22 protein-coding genes are annotated in these 24,346 nt (G+C 56.8%); 9 read left to right on the top strand and 13 right to left on the bottom strand.

Translation table 11 applies throughout. The features are described 5' to 3' along the window. Nucleotides 1–163 precede the first annotated feature (163 nt). Nucleotides 164–1,117, top strand: a complete 954-nt coding sequence (locus BMZ01_RS04625; RefSeq protein WP_092284927.1) for a 4-hydroxy-3-methylbut-2-enyl diphosphate reductase — start codon at nt 164–166, stop codon at nt 1,115–1,117. 123 nt (nt 1,118–1,240) lie between these two features. Here the strand turns inward: BMZ01_RS04625 and BMZ01_RS11010 are convergent, their stop codons facing one another. From BMZ01_RS11010 to BMZ01_RS04595, 5 genes are all read right to left on the bottom strand, one after another. After that, a complete protein-coding gene (locus tag BMZ01_RS11010) occupies nt 1,241–2,344 on the bottom strand; it encodes a DUF6542 domain-containing protein (protein WP_143067448.1) in 1,104 nt (367 codons plus the stop codon). A gap of 114 nt (nt 2,345–2,458) precedes the next feature. Next, nucleotides 2,459–3,547, bottom strand: a complete 1,089-nt coding sequence (locus BMZ01_RS04610; protein ID WP_092284921.1) for a DNA recombination protein RmuC — start codon at nt 3,545–3,547, stop codon at nt 2,459–2,461. A gap of 43 nt (nt 3,548–3,590) precedes the next feature. Beyond that, a complete protein-coding gene (locus BMZ01_RS04605; protein ID WP_092285069.1) occupies nt 3,591–5,228 on the bottom strand; it encodes an AI-2E family transporter in 1,638 nt (545 codons plus the stop codon). An 89-nt stretch (nt 5,229–5,317) separates the two neighbouring features. Further along, on the bottom strand, nt 5,318–5,512 hold the full coding sequence (gene metS / locus BMZ01_RS04600; protein WP_092284919.1) for a methionine/alanine import NSS transporter subunit MetS: 195 nt from the start codon (nt 5,510–5,512) through the stop codon (nt 5,318–5,320). Then, the gene (locus BMZ01_RS04595) at nt 5,509–7,158 is read right to left on the bottom strand and encodes a sodium-dependent transporter (RefSeq protein ID WP_092284917.1); all 1,650 of its coding nucleotides are present in this window, start codon (nt 7,156–7,158) and stop codon (nt 5,509–5,511) included. The genes metS and BMZ01_RS04595 overlap by 4 nt, the downstream gene beginning before the upstream one ends. 312 nt (nt 7,159–7,470) lie before the next feature. Here BMZ01_RS04595 and ychF point away from each other — a divergent pair, with 312 nt between their 5' ends. The 5 genes from ychF to BMZ01_RS04565 all read left to right on the top strand — a co-directional run bounded on the left by ychF (nt 7,471) and on the right by BMZ01_RS04565 (nt 12,680). After that, complete coding sequence (gene ychF, locus BMZ01_RS04590) at nt 7,471–8,556, top strand: redox-regulated ATPase YchF (RefSeq protein ID WP_092284915.1); 1,086 nt, start codon at nt 7,471–7,473, stop codon at nt 8,554–8,556. 399 nt (nt 8,557–8,955) lie between these two features. Then, nucleotides 8,956–9,303 (top strand): cupin domain-containing protein, encoded by a 348-nt coding sequence (locus BMZ01_RS04585; protein WP_092284913.1) that lies wholly within the window; start codon nt 8,956–8,958, stop codon nt 9,301–9,303. A 43-nt stretch (nt 9,304–9,346) separates the two neighbouring features. Continuing rightward, nucleotides 9,347–10,111, top strand: a complete 765-nt coding sequence (locus BMZ01_RS04580) for a class I SAM-dependent methyltransferase (RefSeq protein ID WP_092285067.1) — start codon at nt 9,347–9,349, stop codon at nt 10,109–10,111. Further along, a complete protein-coding gene (locus tag BMZ01_RS04575; protein WP_092284911.1) occupies nt 10,108–10,899 on the top strand; it encodes an ABC transporter ATP-binding protein in 792 nt (263 codons plus the stop codon). The genes BMZ01_RS04580 and BMZ01_RS04575 overlap by 4 nt, the downstream gene beginning before the upstream one ends. A gap of 935 nt (nt 10,900–11,834) precedes the next feature. Then, nucleotides 11,835–12,680 (top strand): ABC transporter permease, encoded by an 846-nt coding sequence (locus tag BMZ01_RS04565; RefSeq protein ID WP_092284907.1) that lies wholly within the window; start codon nt 11,835–11,837, stop codon nt 12,678–12,680. Nucleotides 12,681–13,184: 504 nt separating this feature from the next. On the opposite strand, the gene BMZ01_RS04560 is transcribed toward BMZ01_RS04565, so the two are convergent. The 7 genes from BMZ01_RS04560 to BMZ01_RS04535 all read right to left on the bottom strand — a co-directional run bounded on the left by BMZ01_RS04560 (nt 13,185) and on the right by BMZ01_RS04535 (nt 20,069). Further along, nucleotides 13,185–13,595, bottom strand: coding sequence for a hypothetical protein (locus BMZ01_RS04560; protein ID WP_092284905.1), 411 nt, complete (start codon nt 13,593–13,595; stop codon nt 13,185–13,187). 551 nt (nt 13,596–14,146) lie between these two features. After that, the gene (locus tag BMZ01_RS04555) at nt 14,147–14,590 is read right to left on the bottom strand and encodes an MFS transporter (protein WP_143067447.1); all 444 of its coding nucleotides are present in this window, start codon (nt 14,588–14,590) and stop codon (nt 14,147–14,149) included. Between the two features lie 161 nt (nt 14,591–14,751). Then, the gene (locus BMZ01_RS11005; RefSeq protein ID WP_143067446.1) at nt 14,752–15,027 is read right to left on the bottom strand and encodes a hypothetical protein; all 276 of its coding nucleotides are present in this window, start codon (nt 15,025–15,027) and stop codon (nt 14,752–14,754) included. Beyond that, nucleotides 15,002–15,322 carry a hypothetical protein gene (locus BMZ01_RS04550; RefSeq protein ID WP_177180061.1) on the bottom strand — a complete coding sequence of 107 codons (321 nt, stop codon included), beginning with the start codon at nt 15,320–15,322 and terminating at the stop codon, nt 15,002–15,004. Before BMZ01_RS04550 ends, BMZ01_RS11005 begins: the two co-directional genes overlap by 26 nt. A gap of 243 nt (nt 15,323–15,565) precedes the next feature. Then, nucleotides 15,566–17,308: an ABC transporter ATP-binding protein gene (locus tag BMZ01_RS04545; protein WP_092284899.1), complete on the bottom strand. Its 1,743-nt coding sequence runs from the start codon at nt 17,306–17,308 to the stop codon at nt 15,566–15,568. Nucleotides 17,309–17,313: 5 nt separating this feature from the next. Beyond that, nucleotides 17,314–19,215, bottom strand: a complete 1,902-nt coding sequence (locus BMZ01_RS04540; RefSeq protein ID WP_223845911.1) for an ABC transporter ATP-binding protein — start codon at nt 19,213–19,215, stop codon at nt 17,314–17,316. A gap of 263 nt (nt 19,216–19,478) precedes the next feature. After that, a complete protein-coding gene (locus BMZ01_RS04535) occupies nt 19,479–20,069 on the bottom strand; it encodes a 1-acyl-sn-glycerol-3-phosphate acyltransferase (RefSeq protein ID WP_092284895.1) in 591 nt (196 codons plus the stop codon). Nucleotides 20,070–20,240: 171 nt separating this feature from the next. Between BMZ01_RS04535 and BMZ01_RS04530 the strand changes: the two genes are divergently transcribed. After that, a complete protein-coding gene (locus tag BMZ01_RS04530) occupies nt 20,241–21,797 on the top strand; it encodes a SulP family inorganic anion transporter (protein ID WP_092284893.1) in 1,557 nt (518 codons plus the stop codon). Between the two features lie 113 nt (nt 21,798–21,910). Further along, nucleotides 21,911–22,939, top strand: coding sequence for a S66 family peptidase (locus BMZ01_RS04525; RefSeq protein ID WP_092284891.1), 1,029 nt, complete (start codon nt 21,911–21,913; stop codon nt 22,937–22,939). Here BMZ01_RS04525 and BMZ01_RS04520 read toward each other — a convergent pair. Continuing rightward, nucleotides 22,931–23,137, bottom strand: coding sequence for a hypothetical protein (locus tag BMZ01_RS04520; RefSeq protein WP_092284890.1), 207 nt, complete (start codon nt 23,135–23,137; stop codon nt 22,931–22,933). The genes BMZ01_RS04525 and BMZ01_RS04520 overlap by 9 nt on opposite strands. Before the next feature lie 139 nt (nt 23,138–23,276). Between BMZ01_RS04520 and BMZ01_RS04515 the strand changes: the two genes are divergently transcribed. After that, nucleotides 23,277–24,338, top strand: a complete 1,062-nt coding sequence (locus BMZ01_RS04515; protein WP_092284888.1) for an NAD(P)H-dependent flavin oxidoreductase — start codon at nt 23,277–23,279, stop codon at nt 24,336–24,338. Nucleotides 24,339–24,346: the final 8 nt, after the last annotated feature.

Below are 24,346 nucleotides of genomic sequence, written 5' to 3'. Positions count from 1 at the left end.
CTTGTCACACCTATTCGTGTGAGCGCCGCCGCCTCAAACACCACACTTGGTGTTGGATCTTGCTCCTATTCCCCCTTGCTTTGAGGTGTCTTTTGTGCCTCGCGTGGATTACTTAGGTACCCCACACAAGCCGAAAAGTTCATACTCGTCTAACGTGTACGGCATGAGTGAGCACGCCAAGAAGGTTTTGCTGGCAGCCCCACGTGGCTACTGTGCCGGCGTGGATCGAGCTGTCGAGACGGTTGAGAAGGCGCTGGCCAAATATGGCGCCCCGGTTTATGTGCGCAAAGAAATCGTGCACAACCGCTATGTGGTTGATACTTTGCGCGAACGCGGCGCCATCTTCGTCGATGAAACCGATGAGGTTCCCGAAGGCGCTCACCTGGTGTTTTCCGCCCATGGTGTCAGCCCCGCCGTACACGCCGAAGCCCGCCAGCTCAGCCTCCAAACCCTGGATGCCACCTGCCCGCTGGTCACCAAGGTCCACAATGAGGTCAAGCGTTTCGCGCGCCAGGGCTACCAGATCCTGCTCATTGGTCACGAAGGCCACGAGGAAGTGGAAGGTACCGCCGGTGAGGCCCCCGAGGTCACGCACTTGGTTGATGGGGTAGAAGGCGTTCGTGCTCTGCCTGATTTCCCCGAAGACACCAAGCTCATTTGGCTTAGCCAAACCACGCTCTCGGTGGATGAAACGATGACCATCGTCAAGCTCCTCCAGGAACGCTTCCCGCACCTGGAAAATCCCCCGAGCGATGATATTTGCTACGCCACCCAAAACCGTCAGGTAGCGGTCAAAGCCATCGCCCCGGAAGTGCAGCTGATGATCGTGGTGGGCTCCCAGAACTCCTCCAACTCCAAGCGTCTGGTGGAGGTGGCGCTCCAAAATGGCGCCGAGGCCTCGCACCTGGTCGACTACGCCTCCCAAATCGATGATGTGTGGCTTGAAGGTGTCACCAGCGTCGGCGTGACCTCTGGTGCTTCGGTGCCGGAGATCCTGGTGCGTGATGTGCTCGAATACCTCGCTAACCACGGTTTCACTGAGATCCAGGAAATCACCACCGCTAGCGAAAAAATTACTTTCGCCCTCCCGCGCGAACTTAGGCCCGCCCGCACCTAGAGTTCCCGCACCTAGAGTTTTCTGCTTTCCCCGAGACCCTCCCGCACACGTCTGCCACAGATGCTGCCGGGTGGGTTCGTGCTTGGGCTTTGCCGCACCTGGAAAATTTTTTAGGCGCGAGTTTTAGCCCTGATAAAGATCGTCGCCTAAGCTGCGGCGCCGCGGATGAGCCTGTTCTTGATAGCGACGCCCATAGCGCTGGGTACGTTCCGCGCGCGCTGCCCGCAAATCCGAATCCGGGCTTAAAGCGCGATCCACATAGGACACTCTGGTGGTGCTGCGTGCCCTTTCGCGAGCTTCGCGATTACGCCGCACCAGCTCTTCCACGCTCAGCTCATTGGGGGCCCCTTCCACAGCGCGGCGAGCCCGCCCAGCGGTCTCCAGGTTGCGACGTTCGGCTGCCTGATCGCGGCGGCGGGCCTCCAGCAGTGCCTTCTCCTTGAGCTTCTGTTGGCGCTTAAGCAGCCATAACCGCAGGATCGCTAGCACCACACAAGCAATGGTGGTGCCACATAGCACCGGGAAGTGCTGCACCATCGGGTAGATCGCCGAAATAATCGCGGTGGTAGAAAACCGTGGCCCAGCATTTAAAGAGATCGCCCGCGACACACTCCATGCGGTAATCGGGGTGATAATCCCAAACAAAATGGGCACCGAGCTCACCGTGATAAATAGCCCACGGGCCTGCACAAAAAGTGTGGTCAGCAGCGCGCTGAGAATAAAGCAGACCAAATAGGGCCACCCGAAGGCATGCATCCCCAAACTGATCAATAACCCAGTCAACAAAGCTGCGGCAATAATCGCGGGGCCTGCCCACACGGGTAAACCTTGGAAGCCTTGCTGTGGCTTTGCCCGCCGGCTATGTGCTCGCCGTGAAGCAGCCTGCTGGCGCGGTGTGCCTTGCTGGCGGGGAGTGTTTTGCGAGCGCGGTGTGCCTTGCTGGCGTGGTCCGCTCACCGGCCGGCGACCCCCTGGGCTTAGCGGGCCTTCCGGTCGAGCGCCTTCTTGGGGCTGGCGGCCCTGCGGGCTGGTGGGCCCTTCAGCCCGCAGGCTACGCGTGTCATAGCCTCTGGCGGTTTGACCGCGCGTACTCGGGGTATAAGGACGTGTCCGCGGCGTTCGGTTGGCGCTGCGTGCTCGGCTAGGCGAGTAGCTAGCGTTTTCTTCGCCCCTGCGCGCGCGCGAGTAGTCGCCTTCGCCTGGGCGGGGGTTCTGGTGACCGGACACGTGTGACACGCTGCTTGATCTTACTTGGGCGAAGCAGAGAAGATGTTGATCGCCACGGGATTGACAGCTAAGGCGAGCCTGATCCCCAGCTAGTCCGGCTAAAACGAACTAGAACTATTGCCACGTTTCCCAGGACAACTCCTCAGAATCCAACGCCAATGGTCGCCGCGGCGACGCATCCACCGGATCAACCTCCACCGGGCGCCGGGTTGGTGCGGTAGGCATATCGATCTCCGCTAACCGCCGTGCCGTAACCATCACACGCGAATCCATAGTCCCCAAGGTGGCGTTATAGGCTTCCACGGTTTTGCCTAATTGCTTGCCCACGCGGTCATAGTGCGTAGCCATGGTGTTCAGGCGGGTATAAAGCTCCGCACCTAATTCCTGCACTCTGCGGGCCTTATTATCCAAATCATCATGGCGCCAGCCCAATGCCACTGTGCGAAGCAACGCGAACAATGTGGTGGGGGTGGCAATCACAATATCGCGGCTAAAGGCATATTCGAGTAGCTCTGGGTCCACTTCTAGCGCGGCATCTAAGAAAGGATCCGCCGGAACAAAGAGCACCACAAACTCCGGGCTGGGGTCGAAAGCGCTGATGTAATCCTTGGTGGATAAGGACATAACATGTGCCCGAAGTTGATGCGCATGGCGGCGTAAATAACCGGCATGTTCTTCTGGATCCGGGGTTTCAAGCGCATCCAGGTAGGAACTAAAAGGCACCTTGGCATCCACAATGATCTGGCGCCCACCACTGAGATGGATCACCATATCGGGGCGCACCGTGGCACCTTCTTTGGTGCGTGAGACCTGGGTATCGAAGTCGCAGTGTTTAACCATGCCACCTAGTTCCACCACGCGCTCTAATTGAATCTCACCCCACCGCCCACGGGTTTGGGGGCTTTTCAGCGCCTGGAGGAGCTTCTCGGTGCGATCACCCAACATAATGGAGGTACGCGTAATCGCTTGTACTTGGCTAGCCAGGGCAGAATAAGCGCCGGCCCGATCACGATCCATGGTGTGCAGGCGAGAGGATAATTCGCCCAAGGTTTCCTTCACCGCCGCCAACTCCGGTGCCGCCGGTGTGGGGGTTGGGGCAGGGTGCTCAGCGTTTTTCGCCGGCGACTGTGCCTTGGCCGCGAACCAGCCAAGCGCACCGCCAAGTGCGATACCGATGAGAAGGAAGAGGATCTGCATAGCCATGCATCCCAGTAAAGCGCATGGGGTGGGTCAGACCCTCGCGAAACTACCGCTTTTTATCGAATTTGCGTACGAGTCGCTTGCCTAAGGTGGAGCGAGTTTGACGCAACTTACTGCGGATTTGAGCAGAACTGGGGGCATCGGTACGCGAAGCTGATGGGGTAACCGTGGGATCCACGCGGCTAGGTTCCGGGGTGCGTAGTGTGGCTTCGGCATCCAAGTCCTCGGTATCGCGATCCAAAATATCTTCATTGACCACGATCAATTCTTCGCGCATGGACTCACGCAGGCGGCGCCCAGCTTCCTCGGCATAGCGGCCAGCCAATAAACCTTCTGGGGTGCTGAAGGTGATGTCTTGGCTGGTTTTCTCACCGGTGCGCAGCGTGGTCATGTCCTGTAAGTAGCGGAAACCAACCGCCACCATGGCAGCAAAAGGTACCGCCAAGAAAGCACCCATGATCCCGAAGAGACCACCACCGATAGTCACCGACACCAAGACGATCACGGGGTGAAGGTTCATGGCCTTGGATTGCAGGATAGGGGAGAGCACATTGCCCTCTAGCTGCTGCACAACCAAAACCACTAGCAAGGTCAGCAGTGCGGGGCCTAAACCAAGGGAGGCTAGGGCCACGAAGACGGCGATGGCGCCGGCCACCACAGCACCCACGATGGGGATAAAACCGGCGAAGAAGGTGAGCACGGAAAGAGCTAGCGCCATGGGAACGCCGATTAATTTAATGCCGAGGCCAATGAAGACGGCGTCAATAAGGGAGACCAGCGCTTGGGCGCGGATGAAACCAGAAAGGGTGGTCCAGGCGCGGGTGAGGACCTCGGTGAGGTGCCAGCCGGTACGCCGCCCCACCACATTGCTTAACCAGGGTAGGAAGCGGTGGCCATCTTTGAGGAAGAAGAAGGTCAACACCAGCACCACCATCAAGGTGAAAGCAGCGGTGGTGGCTAAGCCAATGCCGGAGAAAATGCCGCCGGCGATTTTCCCGGAGTTTTCTTGGAGCCACTTGGCGGCATCATTCACCCAGCGGTCCAGATCAGCTGGGTCGAGGTTCAGCGGTGGTCCTTGGAGCCACAGCTGTGCTGATTGGATGCCTTCAAAGGCCTGGAGGTAGAGGATCCGGGATTGGCGTAGGACATCCGGGGCGATGAAGGTGATGAGCGTTCCCATGCCGGCGAAAGAACACAGCAGGGTAATGGCTGCGGCAAGACCGGCAGGGATGCGGTGCTTGCGCATCCAACTGACGGGGGCAACCAACACGGTGCACAGGATGAGCGAGAGCAGGACGGGGAGTACGCCGCGCCAAAAGGTCTTCATGACGTACCAGGACGCCACTGTGACGGCGAGCAGGATGAGTAGGCGAACCGCCCAAGTAGCGGCGGCGCGGACCCCTTCACCGACGACGACTATGCGGTCGATGCGATCATCCTCTGGATCCAAGCCAACGAAGTCGGCATCGGCTTCTGCCTCCGGGGAGGCCTGCAAAGCAGCGCGTGTGTCTACCTTTTTAGGTGCACTACCCGCAGCGGAAGTGTCCTGCTTAGCCACCCGATCTCGAGCATTGCTCTTCGCCAAAGACTGCGGGGTTGCGGGAGTCGAGCACGCTGAACCCCCGTCTGCCGAATCGGCGGCGGGGGTGGTGCTGTGGGAATCTCGCGAAGATCGATCGCTCATGGTGTTCATTGTGCCGTACACCCCCACCTCGGCGGCGGAGGACATGAGAAACGCCGAGGTAGGGGTGTAGGAAAGGTGAAGCTATGAGGTTAGTTCTGGGAGTTGGCCAGCTGCTGGGCAGTTAATTCCTGCTCCAGGAGTAGCTCATTGCGGGCGTACTCGGCGTCACCGAACTCACCAGAGATTTCATCTGGGTGGCGGCGAAGCGCGAAGACGCTAGCGGCGAGGCCACCCCAAATGATGACGATGAACAGGGTCATCATCATGATTGCGATGCCGCTCATGCTTTATCTCCTTCCTGGGAGTTGTTCAGGGTGTGCGCAGCGGGACGCGGATCCACGGACTCAACCGGACGATCGGCGTGGCGACGTGGTTCACGCAGCACGCGACGGAACTCGGGGTCGACACCGAAGTCCGAGCCGGGAGGACCAGTGAGCAGCTGGGTGCCGCGCCAGGGGACGACCGTGAGCATGAAGGAAACTGCCAAGATGACGCCCAGCACGCCCCAGCCGTAGAGCATGATCTGCTGCTGACTGTAGTCGCCATAGGGTTCTTGGACCAGGGAGATCAATTCCTGGATGAGGGTGAAACCCAGCACCAGGGAGGTGACGTTCACAACGGCGATGCGCCAGACAGTGCCCACGCGGAAGCTGGAGACAGCGTTGAGGTGTGCGGCGAATTCATCCATGCGGCGCAGCACCCAGTCCAGCACGATAATCGCGATGAGGGCGACGGCAACGATGCCGATATTGTTGGTGAACTTATCCATGATGTCCAAGGAGGACAGGCCGGAGGTGGTGGAGAATAGTGCCACCGAGATCAGGCCCATGACGGTACCGACACCAACGGCGGTGGCGCGGCGCGGGAGGTTGAGCTTATCGCGAACCGCGGAGACCACGACCTCCATCAAGGAGAAGAGCGAGGTGAAACCAGCCAGGGTGAGCGAACCGAAGAAGAGCACACCGAAGATAGCGCCGCCGGGCATTTGGTTGATGATGGTCGGGAAGGCGATGAAGGCCAGACCAATGCCGGAAGTGGCGACCTCAGAAACCTCGGTGTGCTGCTGGGTGGCCATGAAGCCCAAAGCGGAGAACACACCGATACCGGCGAGCACCTCGAAGGAGGAGTTAGCGAAACCGGTGACCAGGCCGGTGCCGGTGAGGTTGGTGCGTGGCTTGAGGTAGGAGGAGTAGGTCAACATAATGCCGAAGCTGACCGAGAGCGAGAAGAAGATCTGGCCATAAGCGGCGATCCATACCGTCGGGTTAGCAAGGGCAGCCCAGTTCGGGGTGAAGAGGGCGTCGAGACCCATGGCCGCGCCGGGCAGCAGCAGCGCCTGGATGACCATGATGATGAACATGATGGTCAGGATGGGCAGGAAGATGCGGGAGGCCTTACCAATGCCTTTATCCACGCCCATGGCCAGGACCACAATGGTGATGATCCACACCAGTGCGAGGGCAATGGCGATTTGGCCGACGAAGTCGGTGGAGAAGGTAACGGAAGTATCAGCTTGTAGGAAGTCCGAGGAGAAATAGGTGCCGGGATCTTCGCCCCAGGCCTTGCGGAAGGACTTCACCGTGTACAGCGCTGCCCAGGAGAGAATGGCGGCGTAGTAGATGGTGATGAAGAAGGAGATACCAACCTGGATCCAGCCGACGGGTTCAGACCAAGCGCGGATGCGTCGGAAGGTCAGCGGGGCGGAGCCGCGGAAGCGGTGACCCAGCGCATAATCCAGGAACAGCAGGGGAATGCCGGCGGTAAGGAGGGCGACCAGATAAGGAATGAGGAATGCGCCACCACCGTTGTCATAGGCGACGTAGGGGAAGCGCCAGATGTTGCCCAAGCCCACGGCGGAGCCGATAGCCGCAATGAGGAAGACAAAGCGGCTGGAGAACACTTCGCGGCGCTGTGGTTGCTCAACAGTCATGAGCTGAACCTTTCAGGGACGTGAATCGACAGGGGTCAAAGAAAGCTTCCGCGTGATTGATTTCGGGTGAGCCCCCAGCTGCGGCGAAGGGGTGGTGCCGGAGGGGTGCTCGAAGAACCGCGAGCGGTGCTCGAAGAAATTGAAACCAATATGTGGAGATGTACAGCGGTAAGCGTGATGCTCCTATGGGTGGGGAGCAATCATGTGTCATACGTTCGGTGGAATGTCGAATATCTAACACGCTATAGGTGAGTTTAGGCAAGGATCGCCCCCGCGGAGGGGGTAGTAGGGCGCTTGCTAGGATGGTCGATCGTGAGCCTAACTCTTGGAATTGTCGGCCTACCGAACGTAGGCAAGTCCACTTTGTTCAACGCCTTGACCCGAAATGACGTCTTGGCGGCGAACTATCCCTTCGCCACTATTGAGCCGAATATCGGCCTGGTGGAGCTACCTGATGAGCGCTTGAAGCGCTTGGCTGAGATCTTCGGATCAGAGCGCATCCTGCCGGCAACGGTGTCCTTTGTGGATATCGCCGGCATTGTGAAGGGTGCTTCGCAGGGCGAAGGCATGGGCAACGCATTCCTGGCGAATATCCGCGAAGCTGATGCCATTTGCCAAGTGGTGCGTGCCTTTAGTGATGACAATGTAATTCACGTTGATGGCAAGGTTGATCCCAGCAATGACATTGCGGTTATTAATACTGAGCTGATTTTGGCTGATCTGCAGACCATTGAGAAGGCCTTGCCGCGCTTGGAAAAGGAAGCGCGAAAGAATAAGGAACTTGCCGATGCGGTGGCGGAAACCAAGAAGGCGCAGGCCGTTTTAGAAGATGACCGCACGCTCTTTTCTGCCAGCAAGAAGGGTGAGATTGATTTAGAGCTGCTGCGCGAGCTGCACCTGATGACCGCCAAGCCCTTCCTTTATGTCTTTAACTCCGATGAAGGTGTGCTCACCGATGAGTCGCGCAAGCAGGAGCTGCGTGATTTGGTAGCACCGGCGGATTGCGTGTTCTTGGATGCCAAGACGGAAGCCGACCTTTTGGAGTTGGATGAGGAGGAGGCCGCTGAGCTGCTGGAATCAGTTGGTCAGCATGAGCCGGGCTTGCACTCTTTGGCTAAGGCGGGGTTTGCGACCTTGGGTTTGCAGACCTATTTGACCGCTGGGCCGAAAGAATCTCGTGCCTGGACGATTCCGCAGGGTGCGACGGCACCGCAGGCCGCTGGGGTGATCCACACGGACTTTGAGCGTGGCTTTATTAAGGCTGAGGTTGTGTCCTTTGAGGACCTGGATGCTTTGGGCTCCATGGCGGAGGCACGTGCCAAGGGCAAGGTCCGCCAAGAAGGTAAAGACTATGTGATGGTCGATGGCGACGTAGTGGAGTTTAAGTTCAACGTGTAGGAAGGCTGTGTGCGGGGCGCAGTAGCTTGGCCCCGGATTGTTTGGCGGGAAGTGTGCCAGATGGTCCGGGGTTTTCCTTTTGGGTGCGGGGTGTCGGTTGGTTGGGGTGCGGCGGCAACCTGTGGAGTTTGAGTAGGTCCAGCAAAACTCGTTTCTCAAAAGAAATTGAGCTGAGGGGGCCTTTGTGTACTCCCTAATCCGGCCAGTGGACTTTATCTGAAGGACATCGGTTGAACGGTGAGAGCCGGTGGTAAGGGGTTCGAAGATAGTTTCCTTCAGGACGGATTAAGAGCGTGGCAAATGGGACCTTATGTGTGACAATCGTAACTTATCCTCCACTTTCCTATGTTTATCACGATAAGGTAGGCCTCTGATAAACCCGTAATCTGAGGAGTTTCGATGGCGCGCACGCTACTCAATCAATCATTGGCCGTAACCGAATTACTCGCTGATCTACCGATCACGAAAGAGGCCACTACCTCTCGCGTGGTAGTCAACAATCCGCTGTTACGGGTGGTGTTGTTTGCGATGGATGCCGGTCAACAGCTCACTGAACACTCTTCGCCACGCGCCGTTGTGGTCCAGCTACTGAGTGGCAAAATGACCTTCACTGTTGCGGGTGAAGCCAATGTGCTTTCCCCCGGTGATGTTATCTATTTGGCACCCGATGAGCGGCACGCGGTGGTTGCCGATGAGCCCTGCCACATGGCGCTCGTCATGGTGGATTGCGACCACGACCACGAATAAAAATCAAGTGCGCGGACAGCGCTCCGGTCCAGAAGAACAGCGCATGCAAGGCCACTGGTTGCTGGCCAAACTTGGTAAACGCGTATTGCGACCAGGTGGCATTGAGCTCACTAAGCGGCTGATTGAGCATGCTAAGCCGGCTGCTGGCGATCGCATTGTCGAATTCGGACCCGGTGTGGGGCGCACGGCTTCGATACTGCTAGAACAACAGCCGGCGGAATACGTAGCGATTGACCCGAATCCGGAGGGTACGAGCGCGTTGATGAAGATTCTCGAGAACTACCCGCAAGCCAGGCTGGAATGCGCCGACGCTAAAGAAACCGGCCTCGATGATGCCTCCGCTGACCTCGTGGTCGGTGAAGCGATGCTGTCTATGCAATCCGATGAAGACAAGCTCACCATCATGAAAGAGGCCTTCCGGGTGCTTGCTCCCGGGGGACGCTATGCAATCCATGAGCTGGGTATCCGCCCTGATGATGCCTCACCTGAATTCGTGAAGGGTATTGCGAAAGCACTCTCGCGTTCCATCAAGGTTGGTGCGCGTCCTTTGACCGTACCGCTGTGGAGTGAGCTGCTGGAAGAGACAGGGTTTGAGATCGAATACTCCGATACCAACCCGATGCACCTCTTGGAACCTAAACGCATCATTAGCGATGAGGGGCCGAAGGGTGCTGCGAAGTTCTTCTTTAATGTCGCACGTAACCCAGCTGCGCGTAAACGCATCATGGAGATGCGCAAACAGTTCCGAACACATGATGACAACCTGCAGGCAGTCGCTTTCGTAGCGCGTAAACCACTGGCGTCATGACCCGCGAGCCCACGTCTTTAGCCTCTGGCGGTGCTTCTTTGCACCTGCTGCATGTGGATGTGTATCGGCGTGGGCTGCACCTTATTGACGATCTCACCTTTGACTTAGCGCCAGGGGACATTCTCGGGGTATCTGGCCCATCAGGGTGCGGAAAAACGACCTTGCTACGCATTATTGCTGGTACGAGCAGTGACTATACGGGCACTGTCTTACGCCCCGATGCGGACCTTGCCTGCGTTTTTCAAGAACCGCGCCTACTGCCGTGGCGTAATGCACTCGACAACGTGCTGCTACCACTTCCACCAGGACCACAATCCATTGCTCAGGCAATGGGTTGGCTGGAACGCGTCGGTCTTGGCGATGCCTATGACCTTTATCCGGCACAGATGTCTGGGGGAATGCGTCAACGCGTCGCCATTGCGCGCGCTCTCGCTACTAAACCGCAGTTGCTGTTAGTGGACGAACCATTTTCCGCCCTGGATGCGGCGCTCTCGGAGCGCCTGCGCAAGGATCTCGCCACACTGATCGCGCAAACCGAATTGACTTGTGTGTGGGTTTCCCATGACCGCACCGAACTTACCGAAGTTGCTACCCGTCAATTGCTGCTATCCGGACCACCGGGTGGCTGGCAGCTGACAGAAAACGAGGACCAACATGTCCATCAAGAAATCACCACGCCGCGCGCTACTCGTCGCACTCACAGCGTGCGCACTCGTGCTCTCCGGCTGCTCAGAAAGCGCGGAGACCTCCGAGAAGGAAACTACTACCGTAGCGGAAAGCTCGGTTAGTAGTTCGGCGAGCGCTAAGGAGACTGCAAGCGTTGAGCCGCTGGCCCAAGTCCGCGCCTACGTGCCAAAAACTATGGCGTTTGGCGCGCCGATGAGCGGGTTCGGCAAGGAAGGCCATCTGTCTGGTCTCACCGAGAACACTTCGGTTGAGAACTGGGACAGCATTGAACAGCTGAAATCCGCGTTGATGAACAACGAGGTCGAGGTTGCTGCAACCCCTGCCTACGTGGCTGCAAACCTCTACGCCAAGGGCGTTGATGTACGTATGATCGCGCCGGTGGTGTGGGGCATGCTGTATGTGCTCGGGCCCGAGGGCACGACCCCAGGTGACTGGGAAGCACTGCGTGGTCAGAAGGTCATTGTGGTCCTGCCAGGCAACATGCCTGACCTCGTCTTTAGCTACCTGCTGAAACAAAATGGTCTTAACCGCGACAGCGATATTGAAGTCATCCCCGCCCAAGACGGCCAGCAGGCACTTGCCTTGCTCGCCAAAGGCGAAGCAAGCTGGGCGGTAATGCCAGAGCACGTCGCCAGCGTTGCGCAAATGAAGATGAAGAAACAGGGCATTAATCTGACTCGCGCACTGAACCTGCAAGAAGAGTGGGCAAAGGTCACCGGCGGCGAAGCACGCTTCCCGATGGCTGGGCTAGTAATGCCTGGCAAGCTGGTCGACGAACATCCAGAGCTCGTGACAGCCATCCGCGAAGAAGTCTCCGCGACCGTTGCGAAAGCTAATGCCGGTGATGCCGATACGATTGCTGCGATTGCGGAGAAGTATCAGCTGCCCGAGCAGCTGGTGAAAGGTGTTCTTCCTCGCCTGCAACTAGATGTTGTCCCCGCCAGCCAAGCGCGTGACGAATATGAAGATTTCCTCACCCGCCTAGGTGAAGACAATCCGAAGATTTACGGCGGTAAGCTGCCGGACAACAAATTCTATGTCGAGTAACCTCCCTCCCATCGGTCCTGGTCAAAACGCACTATTAGATCAGAGCGGGCGTACATCCGAGCGGCGCGGCGGCGCCCACCCCACGCTGTGGCGCGCCGGCGGATGGCTGGTGATCTTAGTCGGGTGGGCGCTACTTGCCCGCTCGCAACTGGACTATATTTTGCCCGGTCCGATGCGTACGTGGCAGGCACTCGTTGAGCTTACAACCAATCAGGCATTGCTCTCTGCGCTTGCCTTGACGATGGGGCGAGGTGCTGTTGGACTGGGCGTCGCGCTGTTGATCGGCGTGACGTGGGGGTTCCTGAACGCGAAATTCCCGCGCTTTGCCTACCTCTCTATGCCATTTCTGCAAATACTGATGTCCACGCCGGGCATCATCTTCGTGATCGTGGCAATGGTGTGGTTCGGAACGAACGGCATCGTGGTGGTGTTTGTGGTGGCTGCGGTGACTGTGCCGCTGCTTACGGCAGCAACCGCGCAGGCATTTGCAGCCACCGATCCGGACCTGTTGGAGATGGCGAGTGTGTTCCGTCTCTCCCGCAAAATGGTCGTTCGACAAATTATTGTGCCAACCATCGCGCCGCCAATCTTGGCGGCCACCACGGTCGCACTTGGGCAATCGATTCGCGTGTCGGTAATGGCTGAACTGCTTGCCACCGCTTCTGGCATTGGTGCGGATATTCGGCTGGCACAGATCAACATTGAAACCCCGGACGTATTTGCCTACGCGCTGGTAATGACGGCGGTGACATTCTGTTTGGAGCTCGTGCTGGTCGCACCAGTCAAACGCCGCATGTCAGCTCATCTACACGATGAGCTAGGCACTTCGAACTAACAAAGAGTTGCGTTTATAACGCATTCCTGCACATGGCTTTGCTTCCGCCCCGCTAATGGAGGCGGCAGCAGCGTGTTTCTAGGTGCTAGTCAGTGGCAAGTACGAGGAGCTTTGGGTCTGCTGCATGGATACGCGACAACTGTTTGGGCGTAATCCAGACAGGCGCAGCTGCGCAGATTTATGGAAGGCCGCCGATGCTAAGGGCCAGCGAAGTGCAGAGCCAGGGGTGGGTTTACTGACGATCACGCAGTACAAGCCAGACCAGCCTCCAGCGTGCCGGCATCACTAACATCGATAACTTTGAAGCTCCCAGATGCCACCTCAACGCATAAGACTATGCTCCCACCCACAGATACTGTCATCACCATGATTGTCGTATCGCCTTGAGATAAGCGGAGTTCTCTAAGTAACCTTGCTAGTTTTCCCCATCGCAAATCCTATGACGAGTCAAGGTAACTATCGCCCGAGTGACCCCAATTCCTGGGACCTTAGGAAGCTAGAAAGCTAGTCATCCCGAAGGGTTTGTTTAGGCTGCTGGGGTTGTTTCTCGGTCAACCAGTCCAGGAATCGTTCGTCAATAACGAAGAAAATCCAGAGGAAGAAAAGAAAGGGCAATACCGCCAGCGACATACCGTGTTCATGCAAGCTGATGGCTTCGGCAATATAAGCGTATGCGAGGGTAGGGAAGGTTTCATTCAGCATGGTTTGCGCTGATTGAGTGCGGAAAATCTTTGCATATTTGTAGGCGCTAACCGCGAAGAAAACCAGAACTAATCCGGCACAAACCTTTTCCCATACGTTAGCCCCTTCAAAATAAAGAACCTTCGCTCCGCCCACCAAGAAGTACGCGTGACTAATCCCCCAGATATAGATGAATATGGTTTCTCGCCGTGTGCGGTCAACCTCGTTGTTCATGCTGTACCTCTGGGCGTAAGTGGGGTCCTAGAAACAAAATTATGTGTCGGAATTTTCCGGTGCTGCTTCAATCCCGGTGCCATCGGCGAGATGCGGCGGTGTGGAAGCCCCAAGAGTAGAGGTTGTGCCTGGACTTTGGAGGTTACCGCGAAAGCGTCTGGTGGGGGATCTCGCTATGGATAGAGCCAAGAATAATTCCATCTGGTTTATCCGACAAGTGTCCGATGTATCGATCCCATGATGCGGGACTAGGGGAGACGTCTCCAAAGCTCATGGTGTTAATCGGAACGGTGCTGGCTTTTGGTTCGCAGTGATTACTTAGCGCCCCAAAAACGAAGGTCTAACCCAAACACCATGACCGCTGATCACTGCCAAAATATTTGTAGTGATCGCTTCTAAAAAGGATGAAAAGGGGGCCTCATTGTCAACAAATTCGATGCTTAAACAGCGGATTTAGAGCGGCAGTACCTCACCGCAAAAATTTTGCAGTGATAGCCCATGACTACAAAACTTTTGGTAGTCATCCGCGCCCTAAAATTTTCCGCAGTCACCTAAGCGTCGGCCTCAGCCAGCGGCGCACGGAAATTTTTGGCCATCAGCAACCACAATGCCGCGAATATAGCCAGCACCGCTGCCAGGAATAACCACGCGGAATCTAGTCCGCAGACATCTACAATCCTCCCGGCAACAAGCGCAAAGAGACCACGGGATGTTCCGGTCACAGAATTTCTTAGCACTGTGGTTTTACCAACCCGCTCGGTCGGCGCAGTCTGGTTGGTCATCACCTGCATCGCAATGGCATGCAGCATAAGCACCACCGAAACAACCAAGATCAATAGGAATACAGCGAGCGCAGAATGCTCAAAGGCCAAGGAGATTAGTGCAATCGCTCCGCACAGTAGTGTCCATCGCAGTGCGTCTACATAGCTAACCCGGGCAGCAGAAAGCAGCATCCCGGCAATAAACCCACCCAACATGGTGGCAACAGTCAGCACGGAATATTATGCCGCGACGTCCGGCGCAACGCGGTGCGCAAGTGGGGCAGTGAGCCTGGAAATAAAAGGCAAAGCGCCAGCACTGGGGATAGAAAACAACAAAATCATACGCATCGCCTGCAGCGCCTCGGGCGTGCTATGTAGAGCAGAATCAGTTGGTGTCAGGGGAGTGTAGAGCGCGCACCCCCGGCCGGTGCACTGTTCACCGCAATGCTAATCGCCACTTGGCTAAGGAAATACAGCGCTGCGGATGCGCCGAAGCACCACAGTGCATTCACGAAGTCCAGCAGCACACCGGCAAGTGCCCCACCAGCCATGCCACCAACTAAGGCAAAAGACGCTGAGCGGCTAAGAGTTTTCGCGGCGTCAGTCGAATCAAAACTATCCCGAATAAAGCGCTCGATATAGGCCTTATTCAGTAATTTGACGAAGCTCAAAACGCACTGCACGGTAATTAATGCGCCGACGATGAGGGGGGTACTCTCCGAAAGCCCAGACCAACATCAAGCCCAAAGCTCCAACCACCAATACGCGGTTGGTTAGTTTTAGCAAGCTCCCGGCATCGCCTTTGTCTGCATGGCGATGGAAATATAGCCCCAACACCACACCAGGTAAGAAGATGGCGGCATTGACTATTCCGACCAGCGTCGCGTTCTTCGTCAATGCGAAGGTCACCCACACCATGGCCACTACTTGGGTCATCTCCGCGCAGCTGGCACTCAATGCGCACATCACCATCCAACGAAGAGTCTTTGTCGGATCTGCGGGCATCGCTTCAGCGACCTTTCATGGCTGTGAGTGAGTATGGGAAATAGTGATTCTTCAGCTACTGCCCCATAAAAGAAAGCGCCGCTACCGCGAATTCACTTCGCAATATCGGCGCTTCCTCAGCGCGAACGGCGCTTCCTCAACCTGCACTGGAGATAAAACCTGACCGGCTAACTCTCGCCGGTTAAGCCCTCAGCGGCCTAGCCTTTAAGAGGTGATCTGCCACCTACCTGCCGCGGAGGAGGCTTCCGCGAACTCCGCATAAAGCCCACCAGCAGCCAAAAACTCATCCGGGGAGCCACACTCAGCAACATGCGCCGGCCCACCATTAGGTTCGGGATCGAGGAACACAATCTGATCCGCATCTCGCACTGTCGATAGCCGGTGTGCCACCACAAACACGGTGCGACCGCGGGTGAGATCCCGCATCACCGAAGTAATAGCGGCTTCATTCTCCCCATCAAGAGCAGAGGTGATCTCATCTAAGAGCAAGATCGGCGCATCCTTAATAAACGCCCGCGCAATCGAGACGCGTTGGCGTTCACCACCAGAAAGCTTCAAACCACCCTGACCCACTTGGGTATCCCAACCGTGGGGGAGTGCCTCAATCACCTGATCTAGGCGAGCCAATTTCGCGGCGCGCTCTAATTCCTCATCAGTGGCATCGGGGCGTGCCAAACGCACATTCTCTCGGATGGTGGTGTCAAAGAGGTACACATCCTGGAACACCATCGAGGTCATCGCCATCAACTCGTGGGTAGGAATCTTACGAACATCCACCCCACCAATTTCCACGCAACCTGAATCCACATCCCAGAAGCGCCCAATCAGCCGCAAAACAGTGGACTTACCAGAACCCGAAGGCCCCACCAGTGCGGTCATGGTGCCCTCCGCGGCCTCCAAATTGATGCCCTTAAGCACCGGGCGACCAGCGTCATAACCGAAGTCCACATTCGTCAAAGACACCGCAGTCCTTGTCGGAATCGTGGCTTCTTCAGCACTAGGCTCCGGCAAAGGTTCCGCACCCACAATGGAATGCATGCTGCGTAATGCCACTACCGAGTTGTGGATTTCCGAGGCATAAAGCACCGACTGCGCCAGCGGACTAATCATCCGCGCCACAATCACCATCAATGCGAAGAAAGCCACCGCATCCAAGCGGCCATTGAGCACGTGGTACAAACCCAATGCCAACAGCACCGCGAAGGTGATCTGCAGGATCGTCGCATAAGCCATCGCCGGCCGGCCCTTGACCTTCAGCGCATTTTGTACCGCCACATCTTCTTCAGCCAGCGCATCATCGAGTTTGCCCCAACCGCGTTGCACCACACCGGTAGCACGAAGCACCGGTTGCAAGCGCGCATACTCAATCAAACGCCCGGCAGCAGTAGTAGAAGCAGCGGTCTCAATCTCGGAAGCCTCGGTCGCCGCGGTACGCATCCGCCCCCAGGACCAATAAAGCGGCAGCACCGCAATCACCATGACCAAAGCCAAGGTCCAGTCCACAAAGACCACCGCAATGATCATCACGATGGGCACCGTGAAAGCCGTGATAATCGCCGGCACCACAATGGAGGCAATATGCGAAAGCGTATTGATCTCCCGGGATACTGCCGAAGCGATCCGCGCCTCACGTCGGGCATTAAACCAACCCAAGGGCAACTCCAGCACCCGATTCGCAATCCGGGTAATCAGCGCATCACACACGTCATAAACCGAAATACGATAAGAGCGCAGCATCGTATAGGTCTGCAGCGTCAAGAAGAGCACACCCATCACACACAGGGCGATCAACCAGCGCCCAGCTGAGGCCGGATCATCTAAGAAGGCCTGCAAGAAGGGAATCAACAGGGCCAAAGTCACGCCCTCTAACACTGCGGCGAGGGTATAAAACACGATCAGTGCGCGAACTTCGCGGATACCAACCAGATCAGAAAGTAGTTTCAGCATTACTCTTAGTCCTCCTCGGTATCCAAGCCAGCGGCCACGCCAGCGTCAACGCCAGTAGCCCCGCCATCGGCAATGCCCTCAGCAGCCGCACCAGCAGCATCCACCGGCGCTAATTGCTGCGCCTCCCACAACCCGGCATACATGCCCTTATGCGCCAGCAACTCAGCATGCTTCCCGGATTCCGCAACCTGCCCATCAGCCACCACAATGATCTGATCCGCATTCGCAATCGTCGCCAAGCGGTGCGCAATAATAATCACCGTGCGCCCCTTCGATAGCGTCGACAAAGCACGGTGAATCTCCCGCTCAGAACGCGGATCCGCCTGCGCGGTCGCCTCATCCAACACCAAAATCGGCGCATCCTGTAAATAAGCACGCGCAATGGTGATGCGCTGGCGCTCACCACCAGAGAAGAACCCACCTTCTTCCCCGATCACCGTGTCATAACCATCCGGCAAGCGCATGATGCGCTCATGAATACACGCCGCCTTCGCAGCCTCTTCAATCTGCTCGCGGCTCACATTCTCATGACCCAAAGAAATATTTGCCGCCACCGTGTCATGCGCTAAAGAAATATCCTGGAACACAATCGCAATCTGCGAAAGCAACCACTTCAAACTCACATCTTTCGCGTCCACCCCACCAACGCGCACCACCCCAGAATCCGGGTCATAAAAACGCGCAATCAACCGCGCAATCGTGGTTTTACCACCACCAGAAGGCCCCACCACTGCAGTGACCTCACCTGCGTGAGCCACAAAAGAAATCTCCTTCAACACCGGCTCACCCGGGTCATACCCAAAGCTCACATTCTCAAAGGCCACCTCGCCGCGGCGCAGACCATCATCCTCGCGGTGCTTACCCTCAGGCATCGGCTCAGTCGATAACATCTCAGCGGTGTCATGGGCCGCCAATTGCGCCTCATAAAGGTGCTGCATCAGCGACACCAATTGCATCAACCCAGAGGGAATTCCAATTCCAATCAGGAAGAAGGGGAGGGTATAGCCCACTTCCATCCACCCTTGATAAACAAAAAGGAAGGCCAGCGGAGCCACCGTCGCCACAATCGCGCCGGGATGCAAAAGCGCATACACCAAAGACATGCCGCGGCCGAAGGTATTCATCCACTTATAAGACACATCCGCGAACTCTTTACGCGCGCGATCAAATCGAGTACGCGCCACATCCGCAGCCTGGAAGTTCTTAATCTCCTCAATGCCTTCCACCATTTCCACGGTGGCGGCCGAAAGATCCATCTGCTTTTCCGCAAATTGCGCCATGCTCTCTTTCGCTTTGGAAAACGCAGCGCCCGCTGCGATCGCAATAGCCACAATCCATACCGCTAGCAGCACCAAAGATAGCCGCCAATCCACCCACAGCAGATAAGCAAACCCAAAGATCAAGGACACTGCGGCATAACTGAAGTCCCCAGCTAAATGCGCCACAATGGTGTGAATAGCACTGGTATCATCCACCACCATTTTGCGGATCTTCCCCGAAGAAGTTTGATCCACCCGCCCTAAGGGAATTCGCCCCAAAGTCCGCACCAAATCTACCCGCAGCAGATAGCGCAATTTCGCCTCCGCAATATGGGTCAGCCCAACGGCCATGGAATAGAGCATATGGCCCACAAACGCCCCAATAATGGCGATAATCACCCACCGCCACGGATGCTCCAAATCCCCCCGCAACCAATGCACCGCCAATTCCGTGATCGCAATATAGGGAACAACTGCCAAAATTGCCCCCACCGTGCTCATCACAATGCTTTGCATCATCGCCGGTCGCGCCGGCTTAATCAGCTCCCCAATGCTCAATTCATTGGGCTTTTCTTTGTCTTCCCCCTGCTTCATCGTGGTTTTATTCGCTGCCGGTGTCGTCTGACTCCCAGCACTTCCTGAATCCATGAAAATCTCCCATGCATATCACTCGCGAAGCTAGCTGAAAATTACTTAGGTTAACCTAGCGTAACCTAAAATCCGTGTGGGAGATAGCAAGAATTAATCGGTTAAGGCTGTGCGTTTCCTTCCATCAAAGCTTTCCCCGAGACCCGCGTGCTCACGATCCCAAAACCCTCTGTAGGCAGGGCAGGAGGCCCACGGCATGCCGCGCCTTCTTAGCGCCATATAACCCGAGATCGCCTCATCCATATCCGGGGTATTAAAGCACCCTAATCCTCGGGTGTCTCCAATTCTTTACCCTCGTGGCGTAGCCGCGGCGTTACCTTCCGCTCCGGGTAAAAACCAGATTTATCGGCGTAAAACTCCCGGATCTTATCCATATCCGCTTTGGAATCCCCACTTAAATCAATCGAGGGCCCCAATCCCGTGGTGAGGGTATCGCGGTCAATATAGGCCATGCACACCGGCAGGTTCGCCTCCTGGGCAATCCGATAAAAACCGGACTTCCAATGAGTATTACCACTGCGTGTCCCATCCGGGGCAATCACTAAGCCAAACATCTCACCCTGCTTCACCTGCGCAATCAGGTCTTCTACTAGGTGCCCGGGATTCTTACGGTCCACCGGAATACCGCCGAGGGCTTTGAATAATAAGCCGAAGGGGCCTTTGAAGATCTCCTTCTTTCCCAACCAGCGCACATCAATGCCCATCTCCCACACCAGGGCCAGCATCAAAATGAAGTCCCAATTAGAGGTGTGCGGAGCGCCAATAAAAACACTGGGGCGCTTCGGTGCCGGCAAGGTATCAAGCTTCCATTTACTGAAGCGCCAAAACGCACGTGCGAGGAGTTTGCGAATCATGCGCCTAAGAATACTGACGCAAGCGTAACTTCAGTAAAGGCGGGTCCGCTCGCATGCTAAAAAACCACGCCTGTGCCCCGCATGGTTCGCGAACTGGTGCTACTAAATGGCATACTTAGCAGCTTGATCTTTAAGCCCCGCGCACCAAAAGCGCGGAATCTCCGGAGCACAATGACTAACCCAAAAACCACGATCACCACCCGCACCCCAGACGCCCGCGAATTCCCGCTCGTCCCGAATCCCACCAGCGTACGCGCCGCTTTCAAGAGCCCTGCGCGGCTACGCACCGAGATTCTCGCCGGCCTGGTGGTTGCCCTCGCGCTTATCCCAGAGGCAATCTCCTTTTCCATTATCGCCGGGGTAGACCCGCGCATGGGCCTTTTCGCCGCCTTCACCATGGCCTGCACCATCGCCATTGTGGGTGGCCGCCCCGCCATGATCTCCGCTGCTACCGGCGCGGTGGCCCTGGTCATCGCCCCGGTTGCGCGTGAATATGGCATCGATTATTTCCTCGCCACCGTGATCCTGGCCGGCGTATTCCAAATGATTCTGGCTGGTCTTGGGGTTGCCCGCCTCATGCGCTTTGTCCCACGCATGGTGATGGTCGGCTTCGTCAACGCGCTTGCCATCCTCATTTTCATCGCGCAGCTCCCGCATATGATCCACGTGCCCTGGTTGGTCTATCCCATGATCGTGGTGGGCCTGGCCATTATGTTCCTACTCCCACGGCTAACCACCGCGGTCCCCGCACCGCTTGTTGCCATCGTGTTACTGACCATCGCCACGGTCTTTTGGGGTTGGCAAATCCCCACCGTCGGCGATATGGGTGAACTCCCGCGCGCCCTTCCCACCTTCATCCTCCCGCAGGTCCCGCTTACTTTCGAGACCTTCGAAATCATCGCCCCCTATGCGCTCACCATGGCACTCGTTGGTCTGCTGGAATCTCTTATGACAGCCAAATTGGTCGATGACATCACCGATACGCACTCCAATAAAACCCGCGAGGGCCTCGGCCAGGGTATCGCCAATGCGGTCACTGGTTTCTTCGGCGGCATGGGTGGTTGCGCCATGATCGGCCAAACCATGATCAACGTTAAGGCCTCCCACGCTCGCACCCGTATTTCCACCTTCCTCGCTGGGCTTTTCCTCCTGCTTTTGGTGGTTGTGTCAGGTGACTTGGTTGCCAAAATCCCCATGGCAGCGCTCGTTGCAGTCATGATTCTGGTCAGCTACTCCACCTTCGATTGGCATTCCATCGCCCCAGCTACCCTCAAGCGCATGCCGCTGAGCGAATTGGTGGTCATGGGTGTGACCGTTGCGGTTACGGTGTTTACCCACAACCTCGCCTATGGTGTGATCTTGGGTGTTATCAGTGCTTTTGTGGTCTTCGCCCGCCGCGTGGCGCACCTTACCAGCGTGGAGCGTATTGAAACTGCTGATACTAATGGGGATGGCCAGATCGATACGGCCACCTACCGCGTTACGGGTCAATTATTCTTTGCCTCTTCCAATGACCTGGTGTATCAATTCGACTACAGCGGCGACCCAGACCGCGTCATTATCGACCTTTCTGATTCCGCAATTTGGGATGCCTCCACTGTCGCCGCTTTAGATGGCATTCAAACTAAATACGCCGCCAAGGGTAAAACTGTGGAAATCATTGGTCTTAATGAGGCGTCTGCAGCCCGCCACGGCCGCCTCTCCGGGCACTTGGGTGAAGGCCTTTAAATAAGCTTTCCCCGAGACCGTCGCCTAAAGGCATCCAGGTTCCTTCACTGGGGTAGGCTCCCGGAAGGTGTGCCGCACCAGCAGCTTTGATACACGCGAGTAGCCTAAAGACTATGCTCTTCCCACCGGCACTTAAAGCAGCACAAAAAATTGCGGTGGTCTCACCGTCTATGGCTGGGCCGGCCTATGGGCTAGAGGTTCATGAACAAGCCATGCGGCGGCTTCGCCGCTTCGCAAAGATTAAGGAATACCCCAGCACCCGCCAATTAGGGGCCAGCGCCTATGAACGCGCCCGCGATATTAATGCGGCATTCGCTGATCCCGAGGTCGGGGCAATTATGAGCACCCTTGGTGGGGCAGACCAAGTGACTATTCTTCCGCACCTTGATCCAGGGATTATCTGCGCGAACCCCAAAGCCTTTTTCGGCTATTCAGATAACACTCACCTCCTTAATTGGCTCTGGCGCCACGGCATCGCCGGTTTTTATGGCGGCGCCACCCAAGTACAACTCGGCCCCGGCCCACACATCGACCCAGAACATAAGGCCTCCCTTTACGCCGCGCTTTTCGGCGGGGAGCTAGAACTTACTAACCCCAAAGCCATCGAGGATCATGGTTTTGAATGGAGTGATCCCCGCGCGCTCAGCCACTTCGGGCAGCGCTACCGCCCACGTCCTTGGAGCTGGTCCGGGCCCCAAAGAAAAGTCACCGCCCCTACCTGGGGTGGCTGTGTAGAGGTGCTGCGCGATCAGCTTAAAGCCCAGCATCTCCCATCCCTTGAGCAGCTAAAAGGCAGCATCTTATTGCTAGAAAACGCCTCCGATATCCTCACGCCCCTAGAGTTCGGGGAGTTCCTCCGCGATCTTGGGGAAGCCGGGATCTTGGGGTTAGTCCAGGCGGTGCTTTTTGCCCGCCCACCAGCGAGCTCCTTTGATCATCACCCCAGCGAGGAGGCCCAAGAGGCCTACCGCCAGCTGCTAGCCGAACTCACCCATCAGGCGGTGGCAAGCTATAACCCCAAGGCCATGGTGTGCTGCGGGGTGCCCTTCGGGCATAGCCGCCCACAATGGATCCTGCCCTTTGGTGGCACCTTGAGCATTGATGGCCACCAGCGGCGGATCATCGCGCATTATTCACGGTAATTGTTTGAGCAGCTGCGCTAAGGAGGCGGCTGCTTGCTCTAAGGAAGCCCGCAGGTCACCTTCTTCGTGGGTGGGGATGAACCACCCCAAGGTGCCGCTGCGGCGACTTAATGCAACGGGGTGCTCGCCGGCTACATATTCCAGGAGGTTTTCCCGGAAATCATTGAGCTCCACCTGCTGCAGGTTCTCTTCATTCATGTGCCCTAAGCTACTGCGCAGCTAGCCCAGAGTAAAGGCTAAAGAACACTTTTCTTGTTGCTTTACTACCCCCACATGTGCAACTCCTAAGACATCAGACCAGCTGCTAGCTGCAGGAAAGCTTGCTACGGTTTGATACATGAAACGAATCTACAACGATGCACTCGTAGGGCGCGTTATTAGCTGCGCACCCATGGCAGGTGGGCCCTCCACCCCGGAACTTGCGCGCACAATTAGCGAACACGGTGGGCTGGGGTTCCTTGCCGGCGGCACCATCCCGGTGGAAAAGCTACGCCAGGACTTACACCACATGAAGGGCTGCGTCTATGCCCTGAATCTATTTTGCCCGCAGCGTAGCCGCCCCAAAGATAGCGATATTAAGGCTTTCCACGCCGAAGTTGCGCGATTATATGCATCAGAGAATCTGCCTGTGCCGGACCTACCGGACCCGGATTTATCTAATGGGTGGGAAGACAAGATGCAGGCCATCATTGAGGCCACCGAACAAGGCTATGGCCCGGCGGTTTTAAGCTGCACCTTTGGGGTGTTTAGCGAGGAAGATATTCAATGCCTACGCCGCTACCGCATCCAAGCGTGGGTGACCGTCACCAATGAACAAGATGCCGCGATTGCCGCAGAACGTGGGGCGGACGCTTTGGTGGTGCAAGGCCCAGAAGCCGGTGGGCATCGCTCTACCTGGTGCATAGAGCAAGACCCCGATGAGCGCAGCTTGGATGAACTACTTAAAGCTGTGCATGAGCGCGTCCCCAATATGCCCTTGATTGCTGCCGGTGGTATCGCCACCAGGGCTCGGGTGAAGGAATTATTGGAGCTACCCGGGGTGGTGGGCTGCAGTGTTGGTACGGCCTTCTTACGCGCCCATGAGGCAGGCACCAGTGAATCTAATCGGCAGATCTTAGGCAGCGTGGTGGCTAACCCCAATGCCACGGTGGCTAGCCGCGCCTTTTCCGGGCGAGTCGCCCGCGGGGTGCGCACGCCTTTTAGTTCGGCTTTTTCGGTGCGCTCCCAAAGCGGTGGGCTGCCACCGCTTTACCCCTATGTGAATGCGCTTTTAGGGCCGCTGCGTAATTATTTTGCCGAACGTGGGCGCCCCGATGTTGCCTATTGCTTAGCCGGGGTTCACGCGGGCCAGACCCAAGCACTACCGGCTGCGGATATCCTACGCGCGTTAAAGCCCTAAGTGCGTGA

It is taken from the genome of Corynebacterium spheniscorum, from assembly GCF_900113445.1.
In the GTDB taxonomy this organism is placed as follows: Bacteria; Actinomycetota; Actinomycetes; order Mycobacteriales; family Mycobacteriaceae; genus Corynebacterium; species Corynebacterium spheniscorum.
Note: the sequence above shows the minus strand (reverse complement) of the source record. Positions and strands in the feature narration are given on the sequence as shown.